General features: G+C 46.8%; 34 protein-coding genes. 1 reads left to right on the plus strand and 33 read right to left on the minus strand.

The window, feature by feature from the left end; genetic code table 11:
- Nucleotides 1-2 precede the first annotated feature (2 nt).
- Together ACKTR5_RS03535 and ACKTR5_RS03540 are read right to left on the minus strand one after the other, a co-directional pair.
- On the minus strand, nucleotides 3-746 hold the full coding sequence (locus tag ACKTR5_RS03535) for a sugar phosphate isomerase/epimerase family protein (RefSeq protein WP_407879232.1): 744 nt from the start codon (nucleotides 744-746) through the stop codon (nucleotides 3-5).
- Between the two features lie 11 nt (nucleotides 747-757).
- Complete coding sequence (locus ACKTR5_RS03540) at nucleotides 758-1,015, minus strand: hypothetical protein (protein WP_407879234.1); 258 nt, start codon at nucleotides 1,013-1,015, stop codon at nucleotides 758-760.
- 149 nt (nucleotides 1,016-1,164) lie between these two features.
- Here ACKTR5_RS03540 and ACKTR5_RS03545 point away from each other — a divergent pair, with 149 nt between their 5' ends.
- Nucleotides 1,165-2,154: a LacI family DNA-binding transcriptional regulator gene (locus ACKTR5_RS03545; protein ID WP_407879235.1), complete on the plus strand. Its 990-nt coding sequence runs from the start codon at nucleotides 1,165-1,167 to the stop codon at nucleotides 2,152-2,154.
- 330 nt (nucleotides 2,155-2,484) lie between these two features.
- On the opposite strand, the gene rpsI is transcribed toward ACKTR5_RS03545, so the two are convergent.
- From rpsI to rpsS, 31 genes are all read right to left on the minus strand, one after another.
- A complete protein-coding gene (rpsI, locus tag ACKTR5_RS03550) occupies nucleotides 2,485-2,877 on the minus strand; it encodes a 30S ribosomal protein S9 (protein WP_407879237.1) in 393 nt (130 codons plus the stop codon).
- A gap of 13 nt (nucleotides 2,878-2,890) precedes the next feature.
- Nucleotides 2,891-3,334, minus strand: a complete 444-nt coding sequence (rplM, locus tag ACKTR5_RS03555) for a 50S ribosomal protein L13 (protein WP_407879239.1) — start codon at nucleotides 3,332-3,334, stop codon at nucleotides 2,891-2,893.
- A gap of 120 nt (nucleotides 3,335-3,454) precedes the next feature.
- Nucleotides 3,455-4,225, minus strand: coding sequence for a tRNA pseudouridine(38-40) synthase TruA (gene truA, locus ACKTR5_RS03560; protein WP_407879241.1), 771 nt, complete (start codon nucleotides 4,223-4,225; stop codon nucleotides 3,455-3,457).
- Nucleotides 4,226-4,243: 18 nt separating this feature from the next.
- A complete protein-coding gene (locus tag ACKTR5_RS03565) occupies nucleotides 4,244-5,044 on the minus strand; it encodes an energy-coupling factor transporter transmembrane component T family protein (RefSeq protein WP_407879242.1) in 801 nt (266 codons plus the stop codon).
- Nucleotides 5,045-5,914: an energy-coupling factor ABC transporter ATP-binding protein gene (locus tag ACKTR5_RS03570; RefSeq protein WP_407879244.1), complete on the minus strand. Its 870-nt coding sequence runs from the start codon at nucleotides 5,912-5,914 to the stop codon at nucleotides 5,045-5,047. It abuts the gene before it with no gap.
- Nucleotides 5,890-6,735: an energy-coupling factor ABC transporter ATP-binding protein gene (locus ACKTR5_RS03575; protein WP_407879246.1), complete on the minus strand. Its 846-nt coding sequence runs from the start codon at nucleotides 6,733-6,735 to the stop codon at nucleotides 5,890-5,892. Before ACKTR5_RS03575 ends, ACKTR5_RS03570 begins: the two co-directional genes overlap by 25 nt.
- Nucleotides 6,736-7,254 carry a hypothetical protein gene (locus ACKTR5_RS03580; RefSeq protein WP_407879248.1) on the minus strand — a complete coding sequence of 173 codons (519 nt, stop codon included), beginning with the start codon at nucleotides 7,252-7,254 and terminating at the stop codon, nucleotides 6,736-6,738.
- Nucleotides 7,255-7,554: 300 nt separating this feature from the next.
- On the minus strand, nucleotides 7,555-7,938 hold the full coding sequence (gene rplQ / locus ACKTR5_RS03585; protein WP_407879250.1) for a 50S ribosomal protein L17: 384 nt from the start codon (nucleotides 7,936-7,938) through the stop codon (nucleotides 7,555-7,557).
- A gap of 30 nt (nucleotides 7,939-7,968) precedes the next feature.
- Nucleotides 7,969-8,913 (minus strand): DNA-directed RNA polymerase subunit alpha, encoded by a 945-nt coding sequence (locus tag ACKTR5_RS03590; protein WP_407879251.1) that lies wholly within the window; start codon nucleotides 8,911-8,913, stop codon nucleotides 7,969-7,971.
- 78 nt (nucleotides 8,914-8,991) lie between these two features.
- The gene (gene rpsK, locus ACKTR5_RS03595; RefSeq protein ID WP_407879253.1) at nucleotides 8,992-9,381 is read right to left on the minus strand and encodes a 30S ribosomal protein S11; all 390 of its coding nucleotides are present in this window, start codon (nucleotides 9,379-9,381) and stop codon (nucleotides 8,992-8,994) included.
- Between the two features lie 28 nt (nucleotides 9,382-9,409).
- Complete coding sequence (gene rpsM / locus ACKTR5_RS03600; RefSeq protein WP_407879254.1) at nucleotides 9,410-9,775, minus strand: 30S ribosomal protein S13; 366 nt, start codon at nucleotides 9,773-9,775, stop codon at nucleotides 9,410-9,412.
- 24 nt (nucleotides 9,776-9,799) lie between these two features.
- A complete protein-coding gene (gene rpmJ / locus ACKTR5_RS03605) occupies nucleotides 9,800-9,919 on the minus strand; it encodes a 50S ribosomal protein L36 (RefSeq protein ID WP_081495882.1) in 120 nt (39 codons plus the stop codon).
- Between the two features lie 31 nt (nucleotides 9,920-9,950).
- Nucleotides 9,951-10,166: a translation initiation factor IF-1 gene (infA, locus tag ACKTR5_RS03610; protein WP_017262672.1), complete on the minus strand. Its 216-nt coding sequence runs from the start codon at nucleotides 10,164-10,166 to the stop codon at nucleotides 9,951-9,953.
- A 173-nt stretch (nucleotides 10,167-10,339) separates the two neighbouring features.
- Nucleotides 10,340-11,005: an adenylate kinase gene (locus tag ACKTR5_RS03615; protein ID WP_407879257.1), complete on the minus strand. Its 666-nt coding sequence runs from the start codon at nucleotides 11,003-11,005 to the stop codon at nucleotides 10,340-10,342.
- A 2-nt stretch (nucleotides 11,006-11,007) separates the two neighbouring features.
- Nucleotides 11,008-12,348: a preprotein translocase subunit SecY gene (gene secY, locus ACKTR5_RS03620; RefSeq protein ID WP_407879259.1), complete on the minus strand. Its 1,341-nt coding sequence runs from the start codon at nucleotides 12,346-12,348 to the stop codon at nucleotides 11,008-11,010.
- The gene (gene rplO / locus ACKTR5_RS03625) at nucleotides 12,349-12,783 is read right to left on the minus strand and encodes a 50S ribosomal protein L15 (protein ID WP_407879261.1); all 435 of its coding nucleotides are present in this window, start codon (nucleotides 12,781-12,783) and stop codon (nucleotides 12,349-12,351) included.
- A 32-nt stretch (nucleotides 12,784-12,815) separates the two neighbouring features.
- Complete coding sequence (gene rpmD, locus ACKTR5_RS03630) at nucleotides 12,816-13,001, minus strand: 50S ribosomal protein L30 (RefSeq protein WP_407879263.1); 186 nt, start codon at nucleotides 12,999-13,001, stop codon at nucleotides 12,816-12,818.
- A gap of 13 nt (nucleotides 13,002-13,014) precedes the next feature.
- Nucleotides 13,015-13,515 carry a 30S ribosomal protein S5 gene (rpsE, locus tag ACKTR5_RS03635; protein WP_407879265.1) on the minus strand — a complete coding sequence of 167 codons (501 nt, stop codon included), beginning with the start codon at nucleotides 13,513-13,515 and terminating at the stop codon, nucleotides 13,015-13,017.
- A gap of 18 nt (nucleotides 13,516-13,533) precedes the next feature.
- On the minus strand, nucleotides 13,534-13,890 hold the full coding sequence (gene rplR, locus ACKTR5_RS03640; RefSeq protein ID WP_407879267.1) for a 50S ribosomal protein L18: 357 nt from the start codon (nucleotides 13,888-13,890) through the stop codon (nucleotides 13,534-13,536).
- A gap of 77 nt (nucleotides 13,891-13,967) precedes the next feature.
- Nucleotides 13,968-14,504 carry a 50S ribosomal protein L6 gene (gene rplF, locus ACKTR5_RS03645; RefSeq protein WP_407879268.1) on the minus strand — a complete coding sequence of 179 codons (537 nt, stop codon included), beginning with the start codon at nucleotides 14,502-14,504 and terminating at the stop codon, nucleotides 13,968-13,970.
- A gap of 29 nt (nucleotides 14,505-14,533) precedes the next feature.
- On the minus strand, nucleotides 14,534-14,932 hold the full coding sequence (rpsH, locus tag ACKTR5_RS03650) for a 30S ribosomal protein S8 (protein ID WP_407879270.1): 399 nt from the start codon (nucleotides 14,930-14,932) through the stop codon (nucleotides 14,534-14,536).
- A gap of 89 nt (nucleotides 14,933-15,021) precedes the next feature.
- Complete coding sequence (locus ACKTR5_RS03655) at nucleotides 15,022-15,207, minus strand: type Z 30S ribosomal protein S14 (RefSeq protein ID WP_407879272.1); 186 nt, start codon at nucleotides 15,205-15,207, stop codon at nucleotides 15,022-15,024.
- A 17-nt stretch (nucleotides 15,208-15,224) separates the two neighbouring features.
- On the minus strand, nucleotides 15,225-15,767 hold the full coding sequence (gene rplE / locus ACKTR5_RS03660; protein ID WP_407879274.1) for a 50S ribosomal protein L5: 543 nt from the start codon (nucleotides 15,765-15,767) through the stop codon (nucleotides 15,225-15,227).
- Nucleotides 15,768-15,795: 28 nt separating this feature from the next.
- Nucleotides 15,796-16,104, minus strand: coding sequence for a 50S ribosomal protein L24 (gene rplX / locus ACKTR5_RS03665; RefSeq protein WP_407879276.1), 309 nt, complete (start codon nucleotides 16,102-16,104; stop codon nucleotides 15,796-15,798).
- 49 nt (nucleotides 16,105-16,153) lie between these two features.
- Entirely contained in the window at nucleotides 16,154-16,522 is a 369-nt protein-coding gene (rplN, locus tag ACKTR5_RS03670) for a 50S ribosomal protein L14 (RefSeq protein WP_407879278.1), read from the minus strand.
- 52 nt (nucleotides 16,523-16,574) lie between these two features.
- The gene (rpsQ, locus tag ACKTR5_RS03675; protein WP_407879280.1) at nucleotides 16,575-16,838 is read right to left on the minus strand and encodes a 30S ribosomal protein S17; all 264 of its coding nucleotides are present in this window, start codon (nucleotides 16,836-16,838) and stop codon (nucleotides 16,575-16,577) included.
- A 27-nt stretch (nucleotides 16,839-16,865) separates the two neighbouring features.
- A complete protein-coding gene (gene rpmC / locus ACKTR5_RS03680) occupies nucleotides 16,866-17,066 on the minus strand; it encodes a 50S ribosomal protein L29 (RefSeq protein ID WP_057810414.1) in 201 nt (66 codons plus the stop codon).
- A 2-nt stretch (nucleotides 17,067-17,068) separates the two neighbouring features.
- A complete protein-coding gene (gene rplP, locus ACKTR5_RS03685) occupies nucleotides 17,069-17,491 on the minus strand; it encodes a 50S ribosomal protein L16 (RefSeq protein WP_407879282.1) in 423 nt (140 codons plus the stop codon).
- Nucleotides 17,492-17,493: 2 nt separating this feature from the next.
- On the minus strand, nucleotides 17,494-18,156 hold the full coding sequence (gene rpsC / locus ACKTR5_RS03690; RefSeq protein WP_407879284.1) for a 30S ribosomal protein S3: 663 nt from the start codon (nucleotides 18,154-18,156) through the stop codon (nucleotides 17,494-17,496).
- Between the two features lie 12 nt (nucleotides 18,157-18,168).
- A complete protein-coding gene (gene rplV, locus ACKTR5_RS03695; protein WP_017262655.1) occupies nucleotides 18,169-18,516 on the minus strand; it encodes a 50S ribosomal protein L22 in 348 nt (115 codons plus the stop codon).
- 16 nt (nucleotides 18,517-18,532) lie between these two features.
- Nucleotides 18,533-18,811 (minus strand): 30S ribosomal protein S19, encoded by a 279-nt coding sequence (gene rpsS / locus ACKTR5_RS03700; protein ID WP_407879286.1) that lies wholly within the window; start codon nucleotides 18,809-18,811, stop codon nucleotides 18,533-18,535.
- Nucleotides 18,812-18,852: the final 41 nt, after the last annotated feature.

Consider the following 18,852-nt stretch of genomic DNA (forward strand, 5'->3'; position numbering starts at 1 on the left):
GGTTATACCTCACTTAATAAGTGTTCGATCCCGTCGCCAATCTCTTGTTCACTGGTCACCGGATATTCCAACGCAACCGGAACGTCCGTCGGGAGGATGGCTAAAATTGATTGCCACTTAATGTCACCACGCCCCAGTGGAACGGTCTTCGTTTGACTACCAGTTCCAAGATCATCCTTGACGTGAATGTACCGAACATACTTGGTCAACGCCTTGGCTGCTTCAACTTCATCGTCGTCAACGTAGCGCCAGTTACCCATGTCGTAGACATAACCAATTGGTAACTGATGGTTTTCCATGACCTGCATGAAGGCTAAAATTGCTTCAATGCTCCCAGTGCTTTTAATTTGATTGTTTTCAACGTTAATTTGGTCCACGCGCGCTGCATAGTCAGCCAGTTGTGCAGCTTGTTCCTCAGTCAGTGTCGGATTTTCATTCACATTAAACTTAATCACTGACACGCCCATCTTTTCGGCTTCGTCAAAGTACATGGCGAGTTTCGGATTCAGTCCCCCATCAACTAACAAGGCATCTGGAACCGAGTAAAAGAGTTTTAGATCATGCGCTTCAGCAAACGATTTGATCCCCGCCATTTCAGCATTCAGATCGAAAAAGTATTCCCGGCGAATTTCAGCGTTCGTAATGTTTAAGTCCACCACGCGCTGTAACATTGCCAATTGGGGTTCCCCCGCTTGATGATCTGCATCAAACAATAGATTATTAAGTACGATTTGATTTCGTTTCATTTTCTTTCACCCTAATAGCGATTAAGTTCGCTGACTTTACTGAGTAATTCACCAAACGGCAATTGGTGCCAATCCTGATCTGATTCTGCGTTAAAGTTTTGCGCATCCAACTTGTTGAACTTTTCAATTAAGAAATAAGCCGTTAAGTATGCAGCAAGCTCATGCTTGGCCAACCGTTCAATGCCCTTGTCCGAATCATCCGCATGTAAAGTGCTCATAAACGTCATTGCGAAGCGCTCTGGATCAATCTTGACACTGTTGTCTTCCATCAGTTTTTACCCCTTTTATTGGCATGATTCACCAACTTGCAAGTTTGGTGAACCGTTTTCCGAAACCGGTTTACTAAGACAGTGTAATCGCTTCCAGTTTGCCTGTCAACTTTTTTAATCTTGTTTTTTTGATGTATACTTAATCCACTATGAAAAAAACGACTATTAATGATATAGCCGAGGCTGCTCAGGTTTCAAAAACGACCGTCTCGCGCTTTTTAAACCAGAAGTATGACAACATGTCTGCCGACACTAAAAAAAAGATTGCGCAGACGATTAAAGACCTCAACTACAGTCCAAACCGCCGGGCGCAATCTTTAAAGAACCACCGCTCCCATTTGATCGGGATCTCGGTTGCTGACATTTCGAATCCTTACACATCACGTCTCTTAAAGGGGGTCAACAGCGCACTGGCCGACACCCCCTATCAGATCATGATTATGGACGCCGATAATTCAATCGAACTGGAAGCCCTCAACATTCAAAAATTGATTGCTGATGAAGTGGACGCCATTATTCTTCAACCACTCACCAACGACTTGCACCAGTATCAAAATCTGATTGACGCCGACATTCCCACGATCCAGGTTGACCGTTACGTTAACCAGGCCATCTGGCCGTCCGTCGTTTCGGATAACTTTGCAAAGTCCTTTGAAGTGGGCGAATTGATCAAGGCGAAGGGCTATCAACACGTTGTTTTGCTGACCAATAGTGCTCAGACCATCAGTAGCCGGAAGAACCGGGTTGATGGCTTAACGGAAAGCATTGCTGGTTCACCCATCTCAACCAAAATTATTGATCTCGACCACACATCAGCTTGGGACAAGCTTGCCGTTGACGAATTAACCACCCACCCTGAAACTGTCCTTTACGCTCTTAACGGGGAAATCCTGTGGAAAGTTATCCGTGCCCTCCGAAACCACGGGGTGTCGTTTCCGGAGACCGTGGGGCTCATTGGTTATGATGACGATGGTCTTGCCGATTTAGTGACCCCTGCTGTTTCCGCAATCACCCAAGATCCCCTTGCAATCGGTCAAACCGCCGCAGACAAGCTATTGGTCGCATTAACCACCGGCGAAAAACTGACGGTGGAAAAGATTCAGATTCCGGCGCTGATTGAACAGCGGGCATCACTGTAGAAGTTTCGTTTTAACATTTACGTTATGTGGGATGACTCCTTCGATCTAACAGCTTTATCGACCGGCTGGTTACAGGTCCTGGAGAAATATCATAACGACTATGCGTTGGATAGTGACAAAGCGTTACCTTGGTCCCCTGAGGTAACTGAGTAGTTTTGCTAAAATGCGGGACAATACAAATAAACCGCGGTGTCGATCCTCTTAATGGGAGAATCGACACCGCGGTTTATTTTCATTTTGCTATCCCCAAACCATTTAATGTCGCACACAAAAACCCCTCGCCATAACAGCGAGGGGTTTTGCATATCCACCAAATCGAAAATCGAAAGATTAACGCTTTGAGAATTGTGAAGCTTTACGGGCCTTTTTAAGACCTGGCTTCTTCCGTTCCTTCATCCGGGCGTCACGAGTTAATAACCCGGCGCTCTTCAATGCGGGACGGAAATCAGGGTCAACCGTCAGTAAAGCACGGGCGATCCCATGACGAGTGGCACCGGCTTGACCGGAGAAGCCACCACCATTGACGTTAACTAAAACATCATAGTTACCAGTCGTTTCTGTTGCAGCAAATGGTTGAACAACCACTTCACGCAAGTTAGCGAAAGGAATGTATTCAGTAATATCCTTACCATTCATGGTAATTTTACCAGTCCCGGGAACTAAACGTACCCGAGCAACTGAGTTTTTCCGACGACCTGTGCCGGCATATTGAACAGTAGCCAATGTGATTTCCTCCTTAGATTAAATTAGTAATATCCAGAACTTCTGGTTGTTGTGCAGCTTGATCGTGTTGATCACCTGCATAAACGTGCAGCTTAAGCAGTTGCTTGTGACCAAGCGTTCCTGCTGGCAACATGCCCTTAACGGAAGTTTCAATCAACCGAATTGGGTTTTCGTCACGTAAGTTTCCTGCAGTACGTGACTTCAAGCCACCTGGGTGGTTTGAGTGATGGTAGTAGATCTTATCAGTTGCTTTGTGACCAGTTAAGGCAACCTTTGACGCGTTCAGAACAATGACAAAGTCACCCGTATCCACATTAGGGGTAAACGTTGGCTTGTTCTTTCCACGAAGGATTGAAGCAACGACGGTGCTTAAACGTCCCAAAGGAACGTCTGTGGCATCAACCACATACCATTTACGGTCTACTTCACCTGGTTTTGCTAAATATGTTGTACGCACGGTATTTTCCTCCAATTTCTTGTCTGTTTGACACTCGATAAAACTTTCCGGGGCTTATCGTGGGGCAAACAATACCAAGTAACAGTGTACTGTCCACACCCCAATAAGTCAATTACAAATTTATGTCAATGGCGGCTTTTCATACACAACTTCCTCAAGGTACAGGCCACTTGCCGGTGCCGTTTCACGGGCTAACTCGCGATCCTTTCCTGCTAGAACAGCCGGTAATGAGTCCACGGCCCGCCGCCCGTTCCCCACTTCAAGGAGAACGGCGACCATGATCCGCACCTGATTGTATAGAAACCCACTCCCGTAAAAGTCGAACGTCACTTCATGTTGTGCTTCATCCGCATGAATCGTAATCGCGTAAATTGTCCGGACATTTGACTGGGCCTGACTCCCTGACGCCACGAAACTTGTGAAATCATGCTCTCCAACCAATGCAGGAGCCGCCTGTTGCATTTTGCTAACGTCCAGGGGGTATTTGTAATGTCCGGTGAAATTACGCTTAAACGGGTCCACAAACGCTGTGTTCGACACAATGTACCGATACCGCTTGCCGTGGGTCGAAAACCGGGAATGAAAGTCATCATCCACCAGCTCAACGGACTTCACGGTCATATCCAGTGGAAACATGCTGTTTAACGCCAACTGTAAATTTCTGGCTGGCAGTGGCTTGGGCAGATCAAAGTGGATCACCTGGCCGTGGGCATGCACGCCGGCATCCGTTCGGCCAGAACCGAAAACTTCAATCGCCGGTGTCGGGTTCTTTGCAATCTGATTGACCACCTTGGTCAGCACAGACTCCACGGTGCGACGGTGTGGCTGTCGCTGAAACCCGGAAAAATTGGTGCCGTCATACGCAATGACAACCTTGTAACGTTGGGACATAGATTACTTCTCCATTCTCTACACGTGGCGTAACACGATCAACGCAACGTTAACCATGAGCATCACAACCACAGCAAGCGTATCCGCACCATGCCATTGGAGGACCCGGTATTTGGTTCGGTTGGCGCCGCCCTGATACCCGCGCGCCTCCATGGCCGTAGCCAGATCATCCGCCCGCCCAATTGCTCCCACAAACAGTGGAATCAATAAGGGAACAATGGCGTGCAGTCGTTTTACTAAACCGCCGTTATTAAATTCTACCCCACGGGCCCGTTGCGCATTCATGATCGTTTGCGCCTCATCCAACAATGTTGGAACAAACCGAAGGGCCACGGAGAGCATTAACGCCGTTTGGGCTACCGGAAAGTGAACCACCCGTAACGGCTGCAACATGGCCTCAACCCCATCAGCTAATGCGAGTGGCGCCGTCGTTAAGGTCAAGATTGTGGCCATCGTGATGATCAGTAAGAACCGCAAGAAGACAGCAACGGCGAGTTGGATCCCGGTGGACGTCACCATCAAGATCCCCCAGTGCCAGTACACGGTTCCTCCCGGCGTGAATAACAGCTGTAAAACAGCGGTCAACACAATGAGCCAAATCAGTGGGCCAATGCCCCGAATAAAGTACCCCACGCTCAAACCAGTGAGCATAATCGTCGCACCAACAATCACAAACAATAAAACATAGGTCATCCAGTTACTAGTTAAAAAGGCCAAAATAATGAAGTATAGCGATAAAAGCAGCTTCGCCCGGGGGTCCAAGCGGTGAAGCCACGAATGTCCGGGAATGTACCGGCCAAGTGTCATTTGTTCTAACATCTACTGGCCCCCCTTTGTTGCGGGTAACTGTGGTGCCAACTGAGCCGCTAACTCATCCGCTGTCAGTGGTAATTGATCAAACGTAAAGCCACGGCTCATTAATTGTGTTGCGTACGCTGCCGCTGTTGGTAGCGCCAGTTCTTGATCGGCCAGCCACTGCTGGTCACTGAACACGTCTAGCGGCGTTCCCACCTTCATTAGGTGACTATGAGCCATCACAAGTGTCTGGTCTGCATAATCCGCCACATCGTCCATCTGGTGAGTCACTAAGACCACCGTTAGATGTTGATCCGCCTGTAGTTGCGCAAACATATGCATCATTTCCTGACGGCCCCGCGGATCGAGTCCTGCTGTGGGTTCATCTAAAACGAGCACCTGCGGCTGACTGGCAAGTACGCCAGCAATGGCAACCCGGCGCATTTGCCCACCGGATAGTTCAAACGGTGACCGTTCCAATAGGTTATCTGCTAGTCCCACCGCTTTAGCAGCTTCACGCGCCCGGTCAGCCGCTTCATCCTCAGCAGCACCAAAGTTTAGCGGACCAAACGCGATGTCTTTGATCACCGTTTGGTCAAACAACTGGCTTTCAGGAAACTGAAACACCATGCCGACATGCTGGTGGAGTGCCTTCAAATGTTTGTTGGTCGTCTCATGGGTCAACGTGAAGTCATCCACCGTTACCTGCCCACTCGTCGGCTTTAACAGACCATTCAGGTGCTGAATCAGGGTGCTTTTTCCACTACCTGTATGACCAATAATGGCCGTTAATGATTCATCTGGAACGGTAAAGTTAATGTCCGTTAAACCAACTGCTTCAAACGGTGTGTTTGGCTGGTACGTGTAGTTTACATGGTCGAATGTGATTGCCATAACCAGTCCTCCATTTCCGCCGCTGATTGATACTGTGTTGGCGCCACCGCACCGTGGGTTGTCAATGCCGCCGCCAGTTTGGTTGTAAACGGTTCGTCTAGTCCCGTCTTTTCCAAGAGTGCCTGGTCGCTAAAAATTGTTGCTGGCTCCCCCGTCGTAACGAGCTGGCCGTTATCCATCACAATTAAGCGGTCAGCCTGGGCTGCTTCCGCAAGGTCATGGGTGATCGAGATGACTGTTGGCATGGTCCCCGCTAGCCCCTGGCGTAACTTGGCCATAACGGCAAGAACGGTTTGGCGGCCGAGTGGGTCCAGCATACTTGTTGCTTCGTCCAAAATGATAATTTGTGGATTCATCGCAATTACACCGGCCAACGCAACCCGCTGTTTTTGCCCACCAGATAACCGGCTGGGTTCGCGGTTAGCAAATGACCACATGTCAACGGCCTCAAGGGCCGCCTGAACCCGTTCCTGCATTTCTGCCCGGGGAACGCCGGCGTTTTCTAAACCAAACGCCACGTCATCAGCAACGGTCGCCCCCACAAATTGATTATCAGGGTTCTGAAAAACCATTCCAATTTGACGACGAACATCCCACACAGTGTCGGGGGTTAAGTGAATCCCACCCACGGTGACGTCCCCCTGTTTAAAGTCTAGCAGGCCGTCAACCGCACGAACCAGAGTGCTTTTGCCACTACCATTATGCCCAACAATGGCAACCCACTCCCCTGCATTAACCGTTAACGAAACCTTATTTAGTGCTTGGCCCTCAGCATCTGGGTACTGGTAAGCCAGTTCGTTTACTTCAATAATGGCACTCATCTAGCCAGCTCCTTTTCCCTTCATCACGTAGTTTGTCACGGTGAGGTCGTGTTTCTCACCGGTATGAGCCGCGTGGATCAGCTGACTCATGTACGTTTTATAGGTCATGAACAATGTTTTGTCTGCCGAGCCCTGGGTCAACTTCCCAGTGTTCGGATCCTTCAATAGCGCCGCGTTCCACGTACTGATCGTTGGACCAGTCGCCGGGTCATACAACCCGAAATGGTCCAACCGATTATACTCAACGTGCGTCAGCGTTCCGTTGTTATCAACAACAGCTTGCGCAGTAACCCGGTAACCGTCATCGTAATGCTTTTCCGTTAACGTATATGTCCCTGGTTTAAACGCTTCTTTTGGCAGGACTTTTGCAGCCTTCTCACTCAGACGCCGAAGCTGAGACTCATGGGCCTCATGCTCCCGTTGCGCATTAAGCGTTGTATTGGCTGTTGCGCCAAGTGCCAAGATGGCAAAAAAGACAACTACCAGCCCGGTCATTAACTTTGCATGGCGTTGTTGCACCACTTGTCACCTCACTTTAAAATCACCAATCCCGCATTATTTTAGCGGAGTCTTTGGCCCGGTGCAAGCGTCATTAAACGACGGTTACCCAGCACTTGGCTTATTTCTATGTACAAAAAAATCACTTAGCACCACGGCTCGAGCAAAAGCTCATTCAAGCTAGACTGGGCGAACGCGATCGCCATCATCATAACGCTTTATACCATTGGCACTAGTGATTAATTTGAATATTCAAATACTAAGTCGATCCGTCGATAAACTTAGGGTAGCTATTCAGACTACCGGTGAAGCGAACGTTGATTAGTCAACGAATTCCAAGATAACCATTTGTGCGGCATCGCCACGACGAGGCATCGTCTTGTACATCCGTGTGTAACCACCATTACGTTCAGCAAAACGTGGTGCTAATTCTTCAAACAACTTTTGTAAAGCAGTTTGTGCAGTCACGTTATCGCCATCTTCTTTAACATCAGCAATGACGTTACGTAAGAAAGCTGCTGCTTCACGACGAGCATGCAAGTCGCCTTGCTTACCCCAGGTGATCATTTGATCAGCGGTCTTACGAACTTCCTTGGCGCGTGCTTCAGTCGTTTCGATCCGACCGTTAACGATCAAATTTGTCGTTAAGTCGCGTAACAAGGCTTTACGTTGTGAACTGGTACGTTGTAATTTGCGGTAGCTCATGCTTAACCCTCCTTTTGACGGTAAGTCTGACTAGTCTTCCTGTTTTAAGGACAGACCTAAGCCAGCTAATTTTGCCTTAACTTCTTCAAGTGACTTACGACCAAGGTTGCGAACCTTCATCATGTCGGCTTCAGTCCGATCCGTTAACTCTTGAACCGTGTTGATTCCAGCACGCTTCAAACAGTTATAAGAACGAACAGAAAGATCTAACTCTTCGATGGTCATTTCGAGCATCTTTTCCTTGTGTGTTTCTTCCTTCTCAACCATGATCTCAGCATTCTTCGCTGTATCGGTTAAGTCGACAAACATCGTCAAGTGTTCAGTTAGAATCTTAGCAGCGAGACTAATTGCTTCACTAGGCGTAATTGAACCATCAGTCCAAACGTCTAAGGTCAGCTTATCGTAGTCATCACGTTGGCCAACACGAGTGTTTTCAACTTGGTAGTTAACACGTTCGATTGGGGTATAAATGGAATCGATTGGTAACACACCAATTGGCATATCATCCTGACGAGCTTTGTTTTCATCAGCTGAAACGTATCCACGGCCCTTGTTAGCAGTTAAGTGCATGTGGAAAGTGGCACCATCTGCAACAGTACAGATGTAAAGATCCGGGTTCATGATTTCAACGTCAGCATCCGTTTGAATGTCACCAGCGGTAACAATCGCAGGACCCTTGACGTCGATATCCATTCCCTTTTCTTCGTCGGTGGCCATTTTCAACGAAACCTTTTTCATATTCAAAATGATCTGAGTGACATCTTCAACGACACCCTCAACAGTTGAGAATTCGTGAAGGACGCCATCAATTTGAATACTGGTGACAGCTGCACCAGGCAAAGATGAAAGCAAAATCCGGCGAAGCGAATTACCTAAGGTTGTTCCGTAACCACGTTCAAGTGGTTCCACGATGAACTTCCCATAATGGTTGCTTTCATCAATTTTGTGAATGTTTGGCTTTTCAAATTCGATCATTTGTTAGTTTACCCCTTTCAAAACTCGTCTACATTTAATCAATGACGTCCCATCACTCCAAATAAGTGATGTCATCAATTAAACACGACGACGCTTTGGAGGACGAGACCCGTTATGTGGCACTGGTGTAACGTCACGGATTGAGCTAACTTCAAGACCAGTTGCTTGCAAAGCCCGGATAGCGGCTTCACGACCTGAACCAGGTCCCTTAACAGCAACTTCAACGGTCTTCATACCGTGATCCATTGCGCCCTTAGTGGCTGCTTCAGCTGCCATTTGTGCGGCGAATGGTGTTGACTTACGACTACCACGGAAACCAAGTGAACCAGCTGATGACCAAGCAACAGCATTCCCTTGTACGTCGGTAATCATAACCAACGTGTTGTTAAATGTTGAGTGGATGTGTGCTACACCAGACTCAATGTTCTTTTTAACACGACGCTTACGCGATGTTTTTCTACCTGCCATGAGAATGTTAACCTCCTTTATTTATGATTTACTTCTTCTTGCCAGCAATTGCTTTAGCTGGGCCTTTACGAGTCCGAGCGTTGTTCTTAGTGTGTTGTCCACGCACTGGCAAACCACGACGGTGACGCATGCCTCGGTATGAACCAATTTCTTGTAAGTTCTTGATGTTTAAGCTAACTTCACGGCGAAGATCCCCTTCAACCTTGTAGTTATCAACAATCGCGCGGATCTTGTCTTCATCATCTGGAGTCAAGTCCCGTACACGAACGTCTTCACTAACACCAGCTTCAGCCAAAATCTTTTGTGCTGAAGTATTACCGATTCCGAAAATGTAAGTTAAACCGATCACGATCCGTTTGTCCCGTGGAAGGTCAATTCCTGCAATACGAGCCATAACAATTACCTCCTTTTAATTGAATTATTTACCTTGACGTTGCTTGTGCTTAGGGTTTGCTGAGCAAATTACCATAACACGACCGTTACGTTTGATGACACGGCAGTGTTCGCACATAGGCTTTACTGATGGTCTTACTTTCATGATGTTTCCTCCAAAAATTATGAGGCCTCGGTTACTTGAAACGGTAAGTGATCCGGCCCTTGGTTAAGTCATACGGTGACATTTCAACCGTGACTTTATCACCAGGCAGAATTCGAATGTAATGCATCCGAATCTTTCCAGACACGTGCGCCAAAATTTCGTGGCCGTTTTCAAGTTCTACCTTAAACATTGCGTTAGGCAACGTTTCCTTAACAGTACCTTCGATTTCAATTACGTCGCTAGCCAAACAGGGTTTCCTCCCTTACTTCAATATTTTAGTCTCTCACTAATCCGGTGGCGTCTCATCGACGGAAAAACGGCGAAAACAGCCGTTTCCACCCCTTTTTTGCACAATCACTGCGCAAACCATACCAAGAGAGTTTATCACATTCCGTTTGGGACTGCAAACCCCAGGGCTGGCTAGTTATCAACTGATTGTAATACGTCCGCTACGTCTTTGAAAACGTCGTCGATGTCCCGATCACCATCAATGGTGTGCAGAACATCTTGCTTCTTATAGTAATCAACCAGTGGCGTGTTCATCTTAATGTTCACAGCCAAACGATTCTTAACCGTTTCCGGCTTGTCATCGTCACGTTGGTAAAAGTCGTGTGATCCGCAAACATCACAAGTCCCTTCAACCTTCGTCGGATTACTTAACCGGTTGTAGGTTGTCCCACAAACCCGGCAAATGAACCGAGATGAGAGTCGATCTACCAAGACGGCAGGTTCGACGTCGATATTGATCACGGCATCCAGGTGACGATCAGAGTCAGCTAGCATTTGATCCAAGGCCGCAGCCTGATCAAGGTTCCGTGGAAAACCATCCAACATAAACCCGTTTGCTAAGACGTCTGGTTGACTTAACCGATCGCGAACGATGCCGTTAGTGACTTCGTCCGGAACCAGTTCACCTTTATCAATGTAAGCTTTGGCAGCCAAACCCATTTCGGTTTCGTTTGCCATTGCTTCACGAAAAATATCCCCCGTCGAAATGTGCGGTACTTGATACTTTTCGTCGATCTTTTGTGCTTGCGTACCTTTACCGGCACCAGGCAAGCCCATCAGAATCAAGTTGAAAGCCATGATTAATCCTCCTGTTTCTCTTCTCGTTGATGCTCATTTAGTTCATCATCACGGATGAACCCAACATACTGCCGTTTCATCATCAGGCCATCCAGTTGACGAATAATGTCAATGGCAACCCCAACAACGATTAACAGAGATGTTCCTCCAAGACCAACAGATTCATTCAGGCCCCAAATATCACTGGCCAGTAATGGAATCAAGGCAACTAAACCAAGGAACAATGAACCCACAGTACTCAAGCGCATCAACAGGTGTGACACGAATTCTTGAGTATCATGACCTGGCCAAACACTCGGAATGTAACTCCCCTGTTTTTGTAAATTCTCTGACAATTTTTCAGGGTTAACCTGAACAAAGGCATAGAAGAACGTGAACAGAACAATCAAAACCGTGTACAGGATGGCCCCCTGTGTGGTTTGCATGCTGAAAATCTTCGACATAACCTGGTACCAGGTATCCTCACCATGATTCTTTTGGAAAGCCATCAGAATCGTTTGTGGTGTGGAAATTAATGAACTGGCAAAGATTACGGGAATCACACCAGCAACGTTCACCTTTAATGGTAGATAACTACCAGAACCTGATGAAGTTGCCCGGCGCGTGTATTGAATTGGAATCCGTCGCTCTGCTTGCTGAACCCAGGTCACAAAGATAACGATGATAATAACTAACACAGCAATTGCTAACATAAAGAGTGCACCCTTCCAGGCCTCACCTTTAGAAGCAGAACTGATGTTTTCCTGCCAGAGTTGTTGAATCCCCGTAGGCATTCGCGCAATGATTCCGGCAAAAATCAACATTGACACCCCGTTACCTAAACCACGCTGTGTGATCATGTCCCCCAACCAAGTGGCGAACATGGTTCCGGCTGTCAATAGAATCCCAATCATGATGAACGTTTTCGCGTTCGGTGTCTTAACTAGGTGCATAGAGCTTAACGCATTAAAACCTGCCGTGATCCCGATCGACTGAACGAACGCCAACACGATGGTTAAGTACCGTGTTGCTTGGTTCAGCTTACGCCGACCAACATCACCTTGCTTACTCCATTCCACAAAACGCGGTACAATATCCATTTGGAGTAATTGCACCACGATTTGGGCTGTCACGAACGGGGAAACCCCCATCGCGAACAAGGAATAGTTTGTTAAACCGCCACCAGAAAAGATGTTCAAGACATTAACAAGCCCGGAGCTAGCAACTGACTGTAAGGCACCTGCGTCGACTCCGGGAACTGTAATGTAACAACCTAATCGGTAGACGATTAAGACGAACAAGGTGAAGAAGATCTTATTTCGGATTTCACGCGTTTTAAAAGCATTTGAAATCGTCGAGATCAACTAGATCACCTCAGTCTTACCGCCGGCTGCTTCAATTGCAGCAACTGCTGCGTTTGAGAATTTATTTGCATGAACAGTCAACTTCTTAGTAACTTCACCGTTACCAAGAACCTTGATACCGTTCTTGTCGTTCTTCACCAAACCTGCTTCAATTAAGGCAACTGCTGTTACGTCAGCACCGTCATCGAACTTGTTCAGAGAAGCCAAGTTAACAATTGCGTATTCTTTACGGTTAATGTTAGTAAAACCGCGCTTTGGAATACGACGGTACAGAGGCATTTGGCCCCCTTCAAAACCGACACGTGTCTTACTACGAGCCTTTTGACCCTTTTGACCACGACCGGAAGTCTTACCGTTTCCGGCAGACGTACCGCGACCACGACGCATGCGAGCTTTACGTGAACCTTCACTTGGTTGTAATTCGTTCAACTTCATTTGGTTGGCACCTCCTTACACAAGAAATTGTGTTACTTAACTTCTTCAACTGTTACTAAGTGCGCGATCTTCATGATTGCGCCGCGAGTTGCTTCGTTGTTAGGACGAACAACAGAACTGTTGATCCGACCTAAGCCCAAGCTGTACGCAACGTTGCGAACCTTTGGCTTCTGGTGAACGGCACTTTTCACTAAAGTAATCTTTACTTGATTAGCCATGAGTTTCGTCCTCCTATTCAGCTAAGTGTTCTACTGAAACGCCACGTAATGCAGCAACATCTTCAGCACGCTTCAAGTCCTTAAGTCCTTCAAAGGTGGCACGCACAACGTTGATTGGTGTGCTTTCACCAAGAGACTTACTAGTAACGTCAGCGATTCCGGCGAGTTCCATGACAGCACGAACAGCACCACCAGCAGCAACCCCAGAACCTTCAACGGCTGGCTTCAGCATAACCTTTGAGCCTGAGTAGATTCCCAAAACTTCATGAGGTAATGTTGAACCAACAGTAGGAACTTTGATTAAGTTCTTGTGCGCAGCTTCAACAGCCTTACGGATAGCTTCTGGAACTTCTTGAGCTTTACCAGTACCAAAACCAACGTGACCATTGTGGTCACCAACAACAACTAAGGCAGCGAAACGAAGACGACGTCCACCCTTAACAACCTTAGTGATCCGGTTGATTGAAACGACGTTATCTTCTAAATCTAACTTACTTGGGTCGATAAAAGCCATTTGGTTATTCCTCCTTCTCTAGAATTTAAGTCCGTTTTCACGAGCGGCTTCAGCCAAAGCTTCCACACGTCCATGATATAAGTACCCGCCACGATCGAAGATAACATCAGTAATCTTCTTTTCAGCAGCGCGTTTGGCAACCATTTCACCAACGGAAGCAGCTTTTTCCGTCTTCGTGGTTCCCTTAACATCTTTATCTAATGTTGAGGCACTTGCCAACGTCACACCCGCTACGTCATCAATTACTTGAGCGTAGATGTTTGAATTAGAACGGTAAACGTTCAAGCGTGGGCGTTGCGCAGTACCAGAAATCTTGCCACGAACGCGTGCATGACGACGTTGACGTGTTTTATTCTTATCTGGTTTAGAAATCACAACAATTCACCTCATATTTTATTTGCGGTGTTAACCACCGCAACCAGTAGCAGAAGTCAACCGGTGTAGTCAAAAGACTACTTACCAGTTTTACCTTCCTTACGACGTACGTATTCGCCTTCATAGCGAATCCCTTTGCCCTTGTAAGGCTCTGGTGGACGGATACCACGGATTTCCGCAGCGTAGTCACCAACTTGTTGCTTTGAGATCCCTGATAAAACAACAGTTGCGTTGTCAGGAACTTCAACAGTAACGCCTTCACGGCCGTCGAATTCAACAGGGTTTGAGTAACCAACACTCATGATCAGCTTAGTGCCCTGCATTTGTGCACGGTACCCAACCCCGATTAACTTAAGCGTCTTCTTGAAACCGTCAGTAACACCTTCAACCATGTTGGCGAAGTTAGCACGAGTAGTTCCGTGAATAGCCTTTGTCTTGTTGTTGTCGTTGACACGAGTAAATGAAACTTCTGTGCCATCAACGCTCATAGTGATCAAGTCAGAGAACGTCCGGGTTAATTCACCCTTAGGGCCCTTGACCGTCACATCGTTTCCGTTTTGTGAAACTTCAACCCCTGCGGGAAGAGTCACAATCTTAAAACCAATACGACTCACGATTTACACCTCCGATCGAATTAAAATGATTACCAAACGTAAGCGAGCACTTCGCCGCCGACGTCTTTTTGACGTGCATCTTTATCGGTGATCACACCTTCAGACGTGGAGATGATTGCAATCCCCAAACCGTTCAGAACCTTAGGAACTGAATCAGCCTTCACGTATGAACGTAAACCAGGCTTTGAAATCCGCTTCAAGCCGGAGATGACGCGTTCGCCATCTTTACCGTACTTCAAGAATACGCGGATAATGCCTTGCTTGTCGTCGTCAATGTATTCAACATCGCGAATGAAACCTTCGTTTTTCAAGATTTCTGCCATGTCGCGTTTAATCTTTGATGCAGGCACTTCAACTGAATCGTGGCGAACCATGTTCGCGTTACGAATCCGAGTTAAGAAGTCTGCAATCGGGTCAGTCATAGACATCGATATTTGCCTCCTTTTAGTATCGAGATAAAAATAATGAAACGACTTGAAAGGAATCCAAATCGAATTTCCTCAGTAAAGACCGAAGCCTACCAACTTGCCTTCTTCATGCCAGGGATTTGACCCTTGTGGGCTAAATCCCGCATGCAAAGACGGCAAAGGTGGAATTTACGGTAAACTGAGTGCGGACGTCCACAACGTTCACAACGCGTGTAAGCTTGCGTCGAGAACTTAGCTGGGCGTTGGCTTTTAACAACCATAGATTTCTTAGCCATGTTTGTGGAACCTCCTATTACTTAGTAAATGGCATCCCGATTTGAGCTAAAAGCTCACGGGATTCTTCATCAGTGTTGGCAGTGGTTACGATAACGATATCTAAACCACGAACCCGCTTAACGTTGTCGTAATTGATTTCAGGGAAGATCAGTTGTTCACGAACACCCAATGTGTAGTTTCCGCGACCGTCAAATGAACGGTTAGAAACACCATGGAAGTCACGAACACGTGGTAATGACACATTGATCAACTTGTCTAAAAAGTCATACATCCGTTCACCGCGCAAGGTAACCTTGGCACCAATGGACATGCCTTCACGAAGACGGAAGCCGGCAATTGACTTCTTGGCCTTAGTGATCAGTGGCTTTTGACCAGCGATCAAACCAAGTTCTTCAACAGCTTCGTCTAAGTTCTTTGAGTTAGTGGTTGCATCACCAACCCCCATGTTCAACACGATCTTGTCGATGTGTGGGGCTTGCATGCTTGAACTGTAGTTGAATTTTTCAATCAAGGAAGGTTTAATTTCCTTTTCGTATCGTTCTTTCAAACGGTTAGTCATTCTAAGATAGTCCTCCTTTCCCTAATAATTAAGCGATCGTCTTGCCAGATTTCTTGGCAACGCGAACTTTTTTCCCGTCTTCAACTTTGAAGCCAACACGAGTTGGTTCCTTAGTTGATGGGTCGATTAACATCACGTTAGAAACGTGGATTGGTGCTTCAACATCAACGACGCCACCTTGTGGGAATTCGTTGTTTGGCTTCTGGTGCTTCTTCACCATGTTGATGCCTTCCACGACAACGCGGTCTGACTTAGCTAAGGTTTGCTTGATCGTGCCTTCCTTACCCTTGTCCTTACCGGCGATAACGCGAACTTGGTCTCCAGTCTTTAAGAACATTCTGCTGTGCACCTCCTGTTCAATATATGCATTCAGCTTGATTAATTGATTACAGTACTTCAGGTGCTAATGAAACGATCCGCATGTAGTTACCTTCACGCAGTTCACGAGCAACTGGTCCAAAGATACGCGTGCCACGAGGGCTCTTGTCATCAGAAATGATAACAGCTGCGTTGTCATCAAACTTAATGTATGAACCATCAGTACGGTGCATACCTGATACAGTCCGGACAATAACGGCCTTAACAACGTCACCCTTTTTTACAACGCCACCTGGTGTTGCTTGTTTAACAGTAGCAACGATGATGTCACCGATGTTGGCTGACTTACGAGTTGAGCCACCTAAGATCTTGATAGTTAAGATTTCACGGGCACCTGAGTTATCAGCAACTTTTAAACGACTTTCTTGTTGAATCACGGTTATATCCTCCTTCCGCAACTAATTAGAATACGTAGAAATTAATTGGTCATTACAGGACAACAGCCTTTTCAACGACATTCAACAGGCGGAAGTGCTTAGTCTTAGATAAAGGCCGCGTTTCCATAATCCGTACGACATCGCCAGTCTTGGCTTCGTTGTTGTCATCTTGCGCAACAAATTTCTTGGTGTATTTAACCCGCTTACCATAAACAGGGTGGTTTTTGTAGGTATCAACGGCAACGATAATCGTTTGATCGTTTTTATCTGAAACCACGTGGCCTTGGTAAACCTTACGTGCGTTACGTTCAGTCATAGGTTAAGTTCTCCTTTCGTATAATAATTACTTGCTTTGGCTTAATTCTTGTTGACGGAGAGCCGTCTTCAACCGGGCAATGTTCTTACGAACTTGCTTCAACCGAGCTGTGTTTTCTAATTGGCCAGTTGCCAATTGGAAACGCAGGTTGAACAATTCGTCCTTGTAGCCCTTTTCTTTTTCAAGCATTTCAGCAGTGGTTAATTTGTTAACATCAGTCATTTTCATAATTATTCGCCACCTACTTCTTCACGTGTTACGATTTTCGTCTTAACGGGAAGTTTGTGACTAGCAAGACGCAATGCTTCGCGAGCGACTTCTTCAGAAACGCCACCGACTTCAAACATTACCTTGCCGCGCTTAACTGGGGATACCCAACCTTCTGGTGTCCCTTTCCCGTTACCCATACGAACACCGACACCTTTAGAGGTGTAGGACTTATGAGGGAAAATCTTGATCCAAACTTTACCACCACGCTTCATGTAACGGTTCATCGCAATACGAGCCGCTTCAATCTGGCGGTTAGAAATCCATGATGAAGTTGTAGCTTGTAAACCAAATTCGCCGAAAGCGACTGACTTACCACCCTTGGCTTCACCACGCATGTGACCGCGGAATTCCCGACGGTGCTTTACACGTTTAGGTACCAGCATGTTTATTTCCCTCCTCGTTGAGTATTTGCTGACTTCTTGGCGGGAAGAACTTCACCACGGTAGATCCAGGTTTTAACACCCAGCATTCCGTAGGTCGTCCGTGCTTCGTCCCAAGAATAGTCAATGTCTGCACGCAGAGTGTGCAATGGAACAGTTCCTTCTGAGTAACGTTCCTTACGGGCGATATCAGCACCGTTTAAACGGCCAGATACCATTGCTTTGATTCCGTGTGCACCAGAACGCATTGAGCGTTGGATAGCACCACGCATAGCGCGACGGAAAGCAACACGTTGCTCTAATTGCTTGGCAATTGAATCCCCTACTAAGTGAGCATCCAAGTCAGGCTTCTTGATTTCAATAATGTTAATGTGTACTTGCTTGCCAGTTAAGTTGTTCAGTTCCTTCCGGAGCTTTTCAACTTCTGACCCACCCTTACCGATGACCATCCCAGGCTTAGCAGTGTGAATTGATAATACCACACGGCCAGCAGCCCGTTCGATTTCAACGGTTGAAACAGATGCGTCGGCAAGTCTTTGATCGATAAACTTACGGATCTTCACGTCTTCGATTAACCAAGTTGAGTAATCTTTATCAGCATACCACTTGGCTTCCCAGTCGCGGATAACACCGACACGGAATCCGTTTGGATTTACTTTTTGACCCACGCTCGTTTCCTCCTACTTTTCAGATACGACTACTGTAATGTGGCTAGTCCGCTTGTTGATTGGTGATGCGGAACCCTTAGCCCGAGGACGGAACCGCTTAAGGGTTGGTCCTTCATTTGCGAACGCTTCAGAAACGACCAGATCAGCGCGATCTAAGTCGAAGTTGTTTTCAGCGTTGGCTACAGCGGACTTCAATACTTTTTCTACGTCTTCGGCAGCGCCGCGTGGCGTGAATTTTAAAATGGCAAATGCTTCGTTAACGCTCTTGCCGCGAATAAGGTCAACAACTAGGCGAACCTTACGAGCAGCGACGCGAACAGTCTTTGCAGTTGCTTTTGCAGATGTAACTTGTTCAGCCATTGTTCAGTCCTCCTAATTATTTACCAGTTACTTTGTCAGAACCGGCGTGTCCGCGGAATGTCCGCGTTGGAACGAATTCGCCGAGCTTATGACCAACCATGTCATCAGAAATGAAAACTGGGACATGCTTCCGTCCGTCATAAACAGCGATTGTGTATCCGATGAAGCTTGGGAAAATCGTTGAGCGACGTGACCAAGTCTTGATCACTGTCTTCTTTTCAGAATCCGCTTGAGCAGCGATTTTCTTCAACAGATGTTCATCGGCGAAAGGTCCTTTTTTAAGACTACGACCCATCGTGTGGCCTCCTCTCATGTTAGCGATTAGCTAACGCGTTC

Origin of the sequence: Furfurilactobacillus entadae (genome assembly GCF_045862745.1) — a bacterium.
GTDB lineage: Bacteria > Bacillota > Bacilli > Lactobacillales > Lactobacillaceae > Furfurilactobacillus > Furfurilactobacillus entadae.

What these genes read in the sequence shown, in the direction of transcription:
- ACKTR5_RS03535 (WP_407879232.1), bottom strand. Translation starts at nt 746, where the DNA reads ATGAAACGAAATCAAATCGTACTTAATAATCTATTGTTTGATGCAGAT.
- ACKTR5_RS03540 (WP_407879234.1), bottom strand. Translation starts at nt 1,015, where the DNA reads ATGGAAGACAACAGTGTCAAGATTGATCCAGAGCGCTTCGCAATGACG.
- ACKTR5_RS03545 (WP_407879235.1), top strand. Translation starts at nt 1,165, where the DNA reads ATGAAAAAAACGACTATTAATGATATAGCCGAGGCTGCTCAGGTTTCA.
- truA (WP_407879241.1), bottom strand. Translation starts at nt 4,225, where the DNA reads ATGTCCCAACGTTACAAGGTTGTCATTGCGTATGACGGCACCAATTTT.
- ACKTR5_RS03565 (WP_407879242.1), bottom strand. Translation starts at nt 5,044, where the DNA reads ATGTTAGAACAAATGACACTTGGCCGGTACATTCCCGGACATTCGTGG.
- ACKTR5_RS03570 (WP_407879244.1), bottom strand. Translation starts at nt 5,914, where the DNA reads ATGGCAATCACATTCGACCATGTAAACTACACGTACCAGCCAAACACA.
- ACKTR5_RS03575 (WP_407879246.1), bottom strand. Translation starts at nt 6,735, where the DNA reads ATGAGTGCCATTATTGAAGTAAACGAACTGGCTTACCAGTACCCAGAT.
- rplQ (WP_407879250.1), bottom strand. Translation starts at nt 7,938, where the DNA reads ATGAGCTACCGCAAATTACAACGTACCAGTTCACAACGTAAAGCCTTG.
- ACKTR5_RS03590 (WP_407879251.1), bottom strand. Translation starts at nt 8,913, where the DNA reads ATGATCGAATTTGAAAAGCCAAACATTCACAAAATTGATGAAAGCAAC.
- rpsK (WP_407879253.1), bottom strand. Translation starts at nt 9,381, where the DNA reads ATGGCAGGTAGAAAAACATCGCGTAAGCGTCGTGTTAAAAAGAACATT.
- rpsM (WP_407879254.1), bottom strand. Translation starts at nt 9,775, where the DNA reads ATGGCTCGTATTGCAGGAATTGACCTTCCACGGGACAAACGGATCGTG.
- rpmJ (WP_081495882.1), bottom strand. Translation starts at nt 9,919, where the DNA reads ATGAAAGTAAGACCATCAGTAAAGCCTATGTGCGAACACTGCCGTGTC.
- ACKTR5_RS03615 (WP_407879257.1), bottom strand. Translation starts at nt 11,005, where the DNA reads ATGGCTTTCAACTTGATTCTGATGGGCTTGCCTGGTGCCGGTAAAGGT.
- rplO (WP_407879261.1), bottom strand. Translation starts at nt 12,783, where the DNA reads ATGAAGTTGAACGAATTACAACCAAGTGAAGGTTCACGTAAAGCTCGC.
- rpmD (WP_407879263.1), bottom strand. Translation starts at nt 13,001, where the DNA reads ATGGCTAATCAAGTAAAGATTACTTTAGTGAAAAGTGCCGTTCACCAG.
- rpsE (WP_407879265.1), bottom strand. Translation starts at nt 13,515, where the DNA reads ATGGCTTTTATCGACCCAAGTAAGTTAGATTTAGAAGATAACGTCGTT.
- rpsH (WP_407879270.1), bottom strand. Translation starts at nt 14,932, where the DNA reads ATGTCTATGACTGACCCGATTGCAGACTTCTTAACTCGGATTCGTAAC.
- ACKTR5_RS03655 (WP_407879272.1), bottom strand. Translation starts at nt 15,207, where the DNA reads ATGGCTAAGAAATCTATGGTTGTTAAAAGCCAACGCCCAGCTAAGTTC.
- rplE (WP_407879274.1), bottom strand. Translation starts at nt 15,767, where the DNA reads ATGACTAACCGTTTGAAAGAACGATACGAAAAGGAAATTAAACCTTCC.
- rplX (WP_407879276.1), bottom strand. Translation starts at nt 16,104, where the DNA reads ATGTTCTTAAAGACTGGAGACCAAGTTCGCGTTATCGCCGGTAAGGAC.
- rpsQ (WP_407879280.1), bottom strand. Translation starts at nt 16,838, where the DNA reads ATGACTGAACGTAACGCACGTAAGGTTTACCAAGGCCACGTGGTTTCA.
- rpmC (WP_057810414.1), bottom strand. Translation starts at nt 17,066, where the DNA reads ATGAAAATGACTGATGTTAACAAATTAACCACTGCTGAAATGCTTGAA.
- rplP (WP_407879282.1), bottom strand. Translation starts at nt 17,491, where the DNA reads ATGCTGGTACCTAAACGTGTAAAGCACCGTCGGGAATTCCGCGGTCAC.
- rplV (WP_017262655.1), bottom strand. Translation starts at nt 18,516, where the DNA reads ATGGCTGAACAAGTTACATCTGCAAAAGCAACTGCAAAGACTGTTCGC.
- rpsS (WP_407879286.1), bottom strand. Translation starts at nt 18,811, where the DNA reads ATGGGTCGTAGTCTTAAAAAAGGACCTTTCGCCGATGAACATCTGTTG.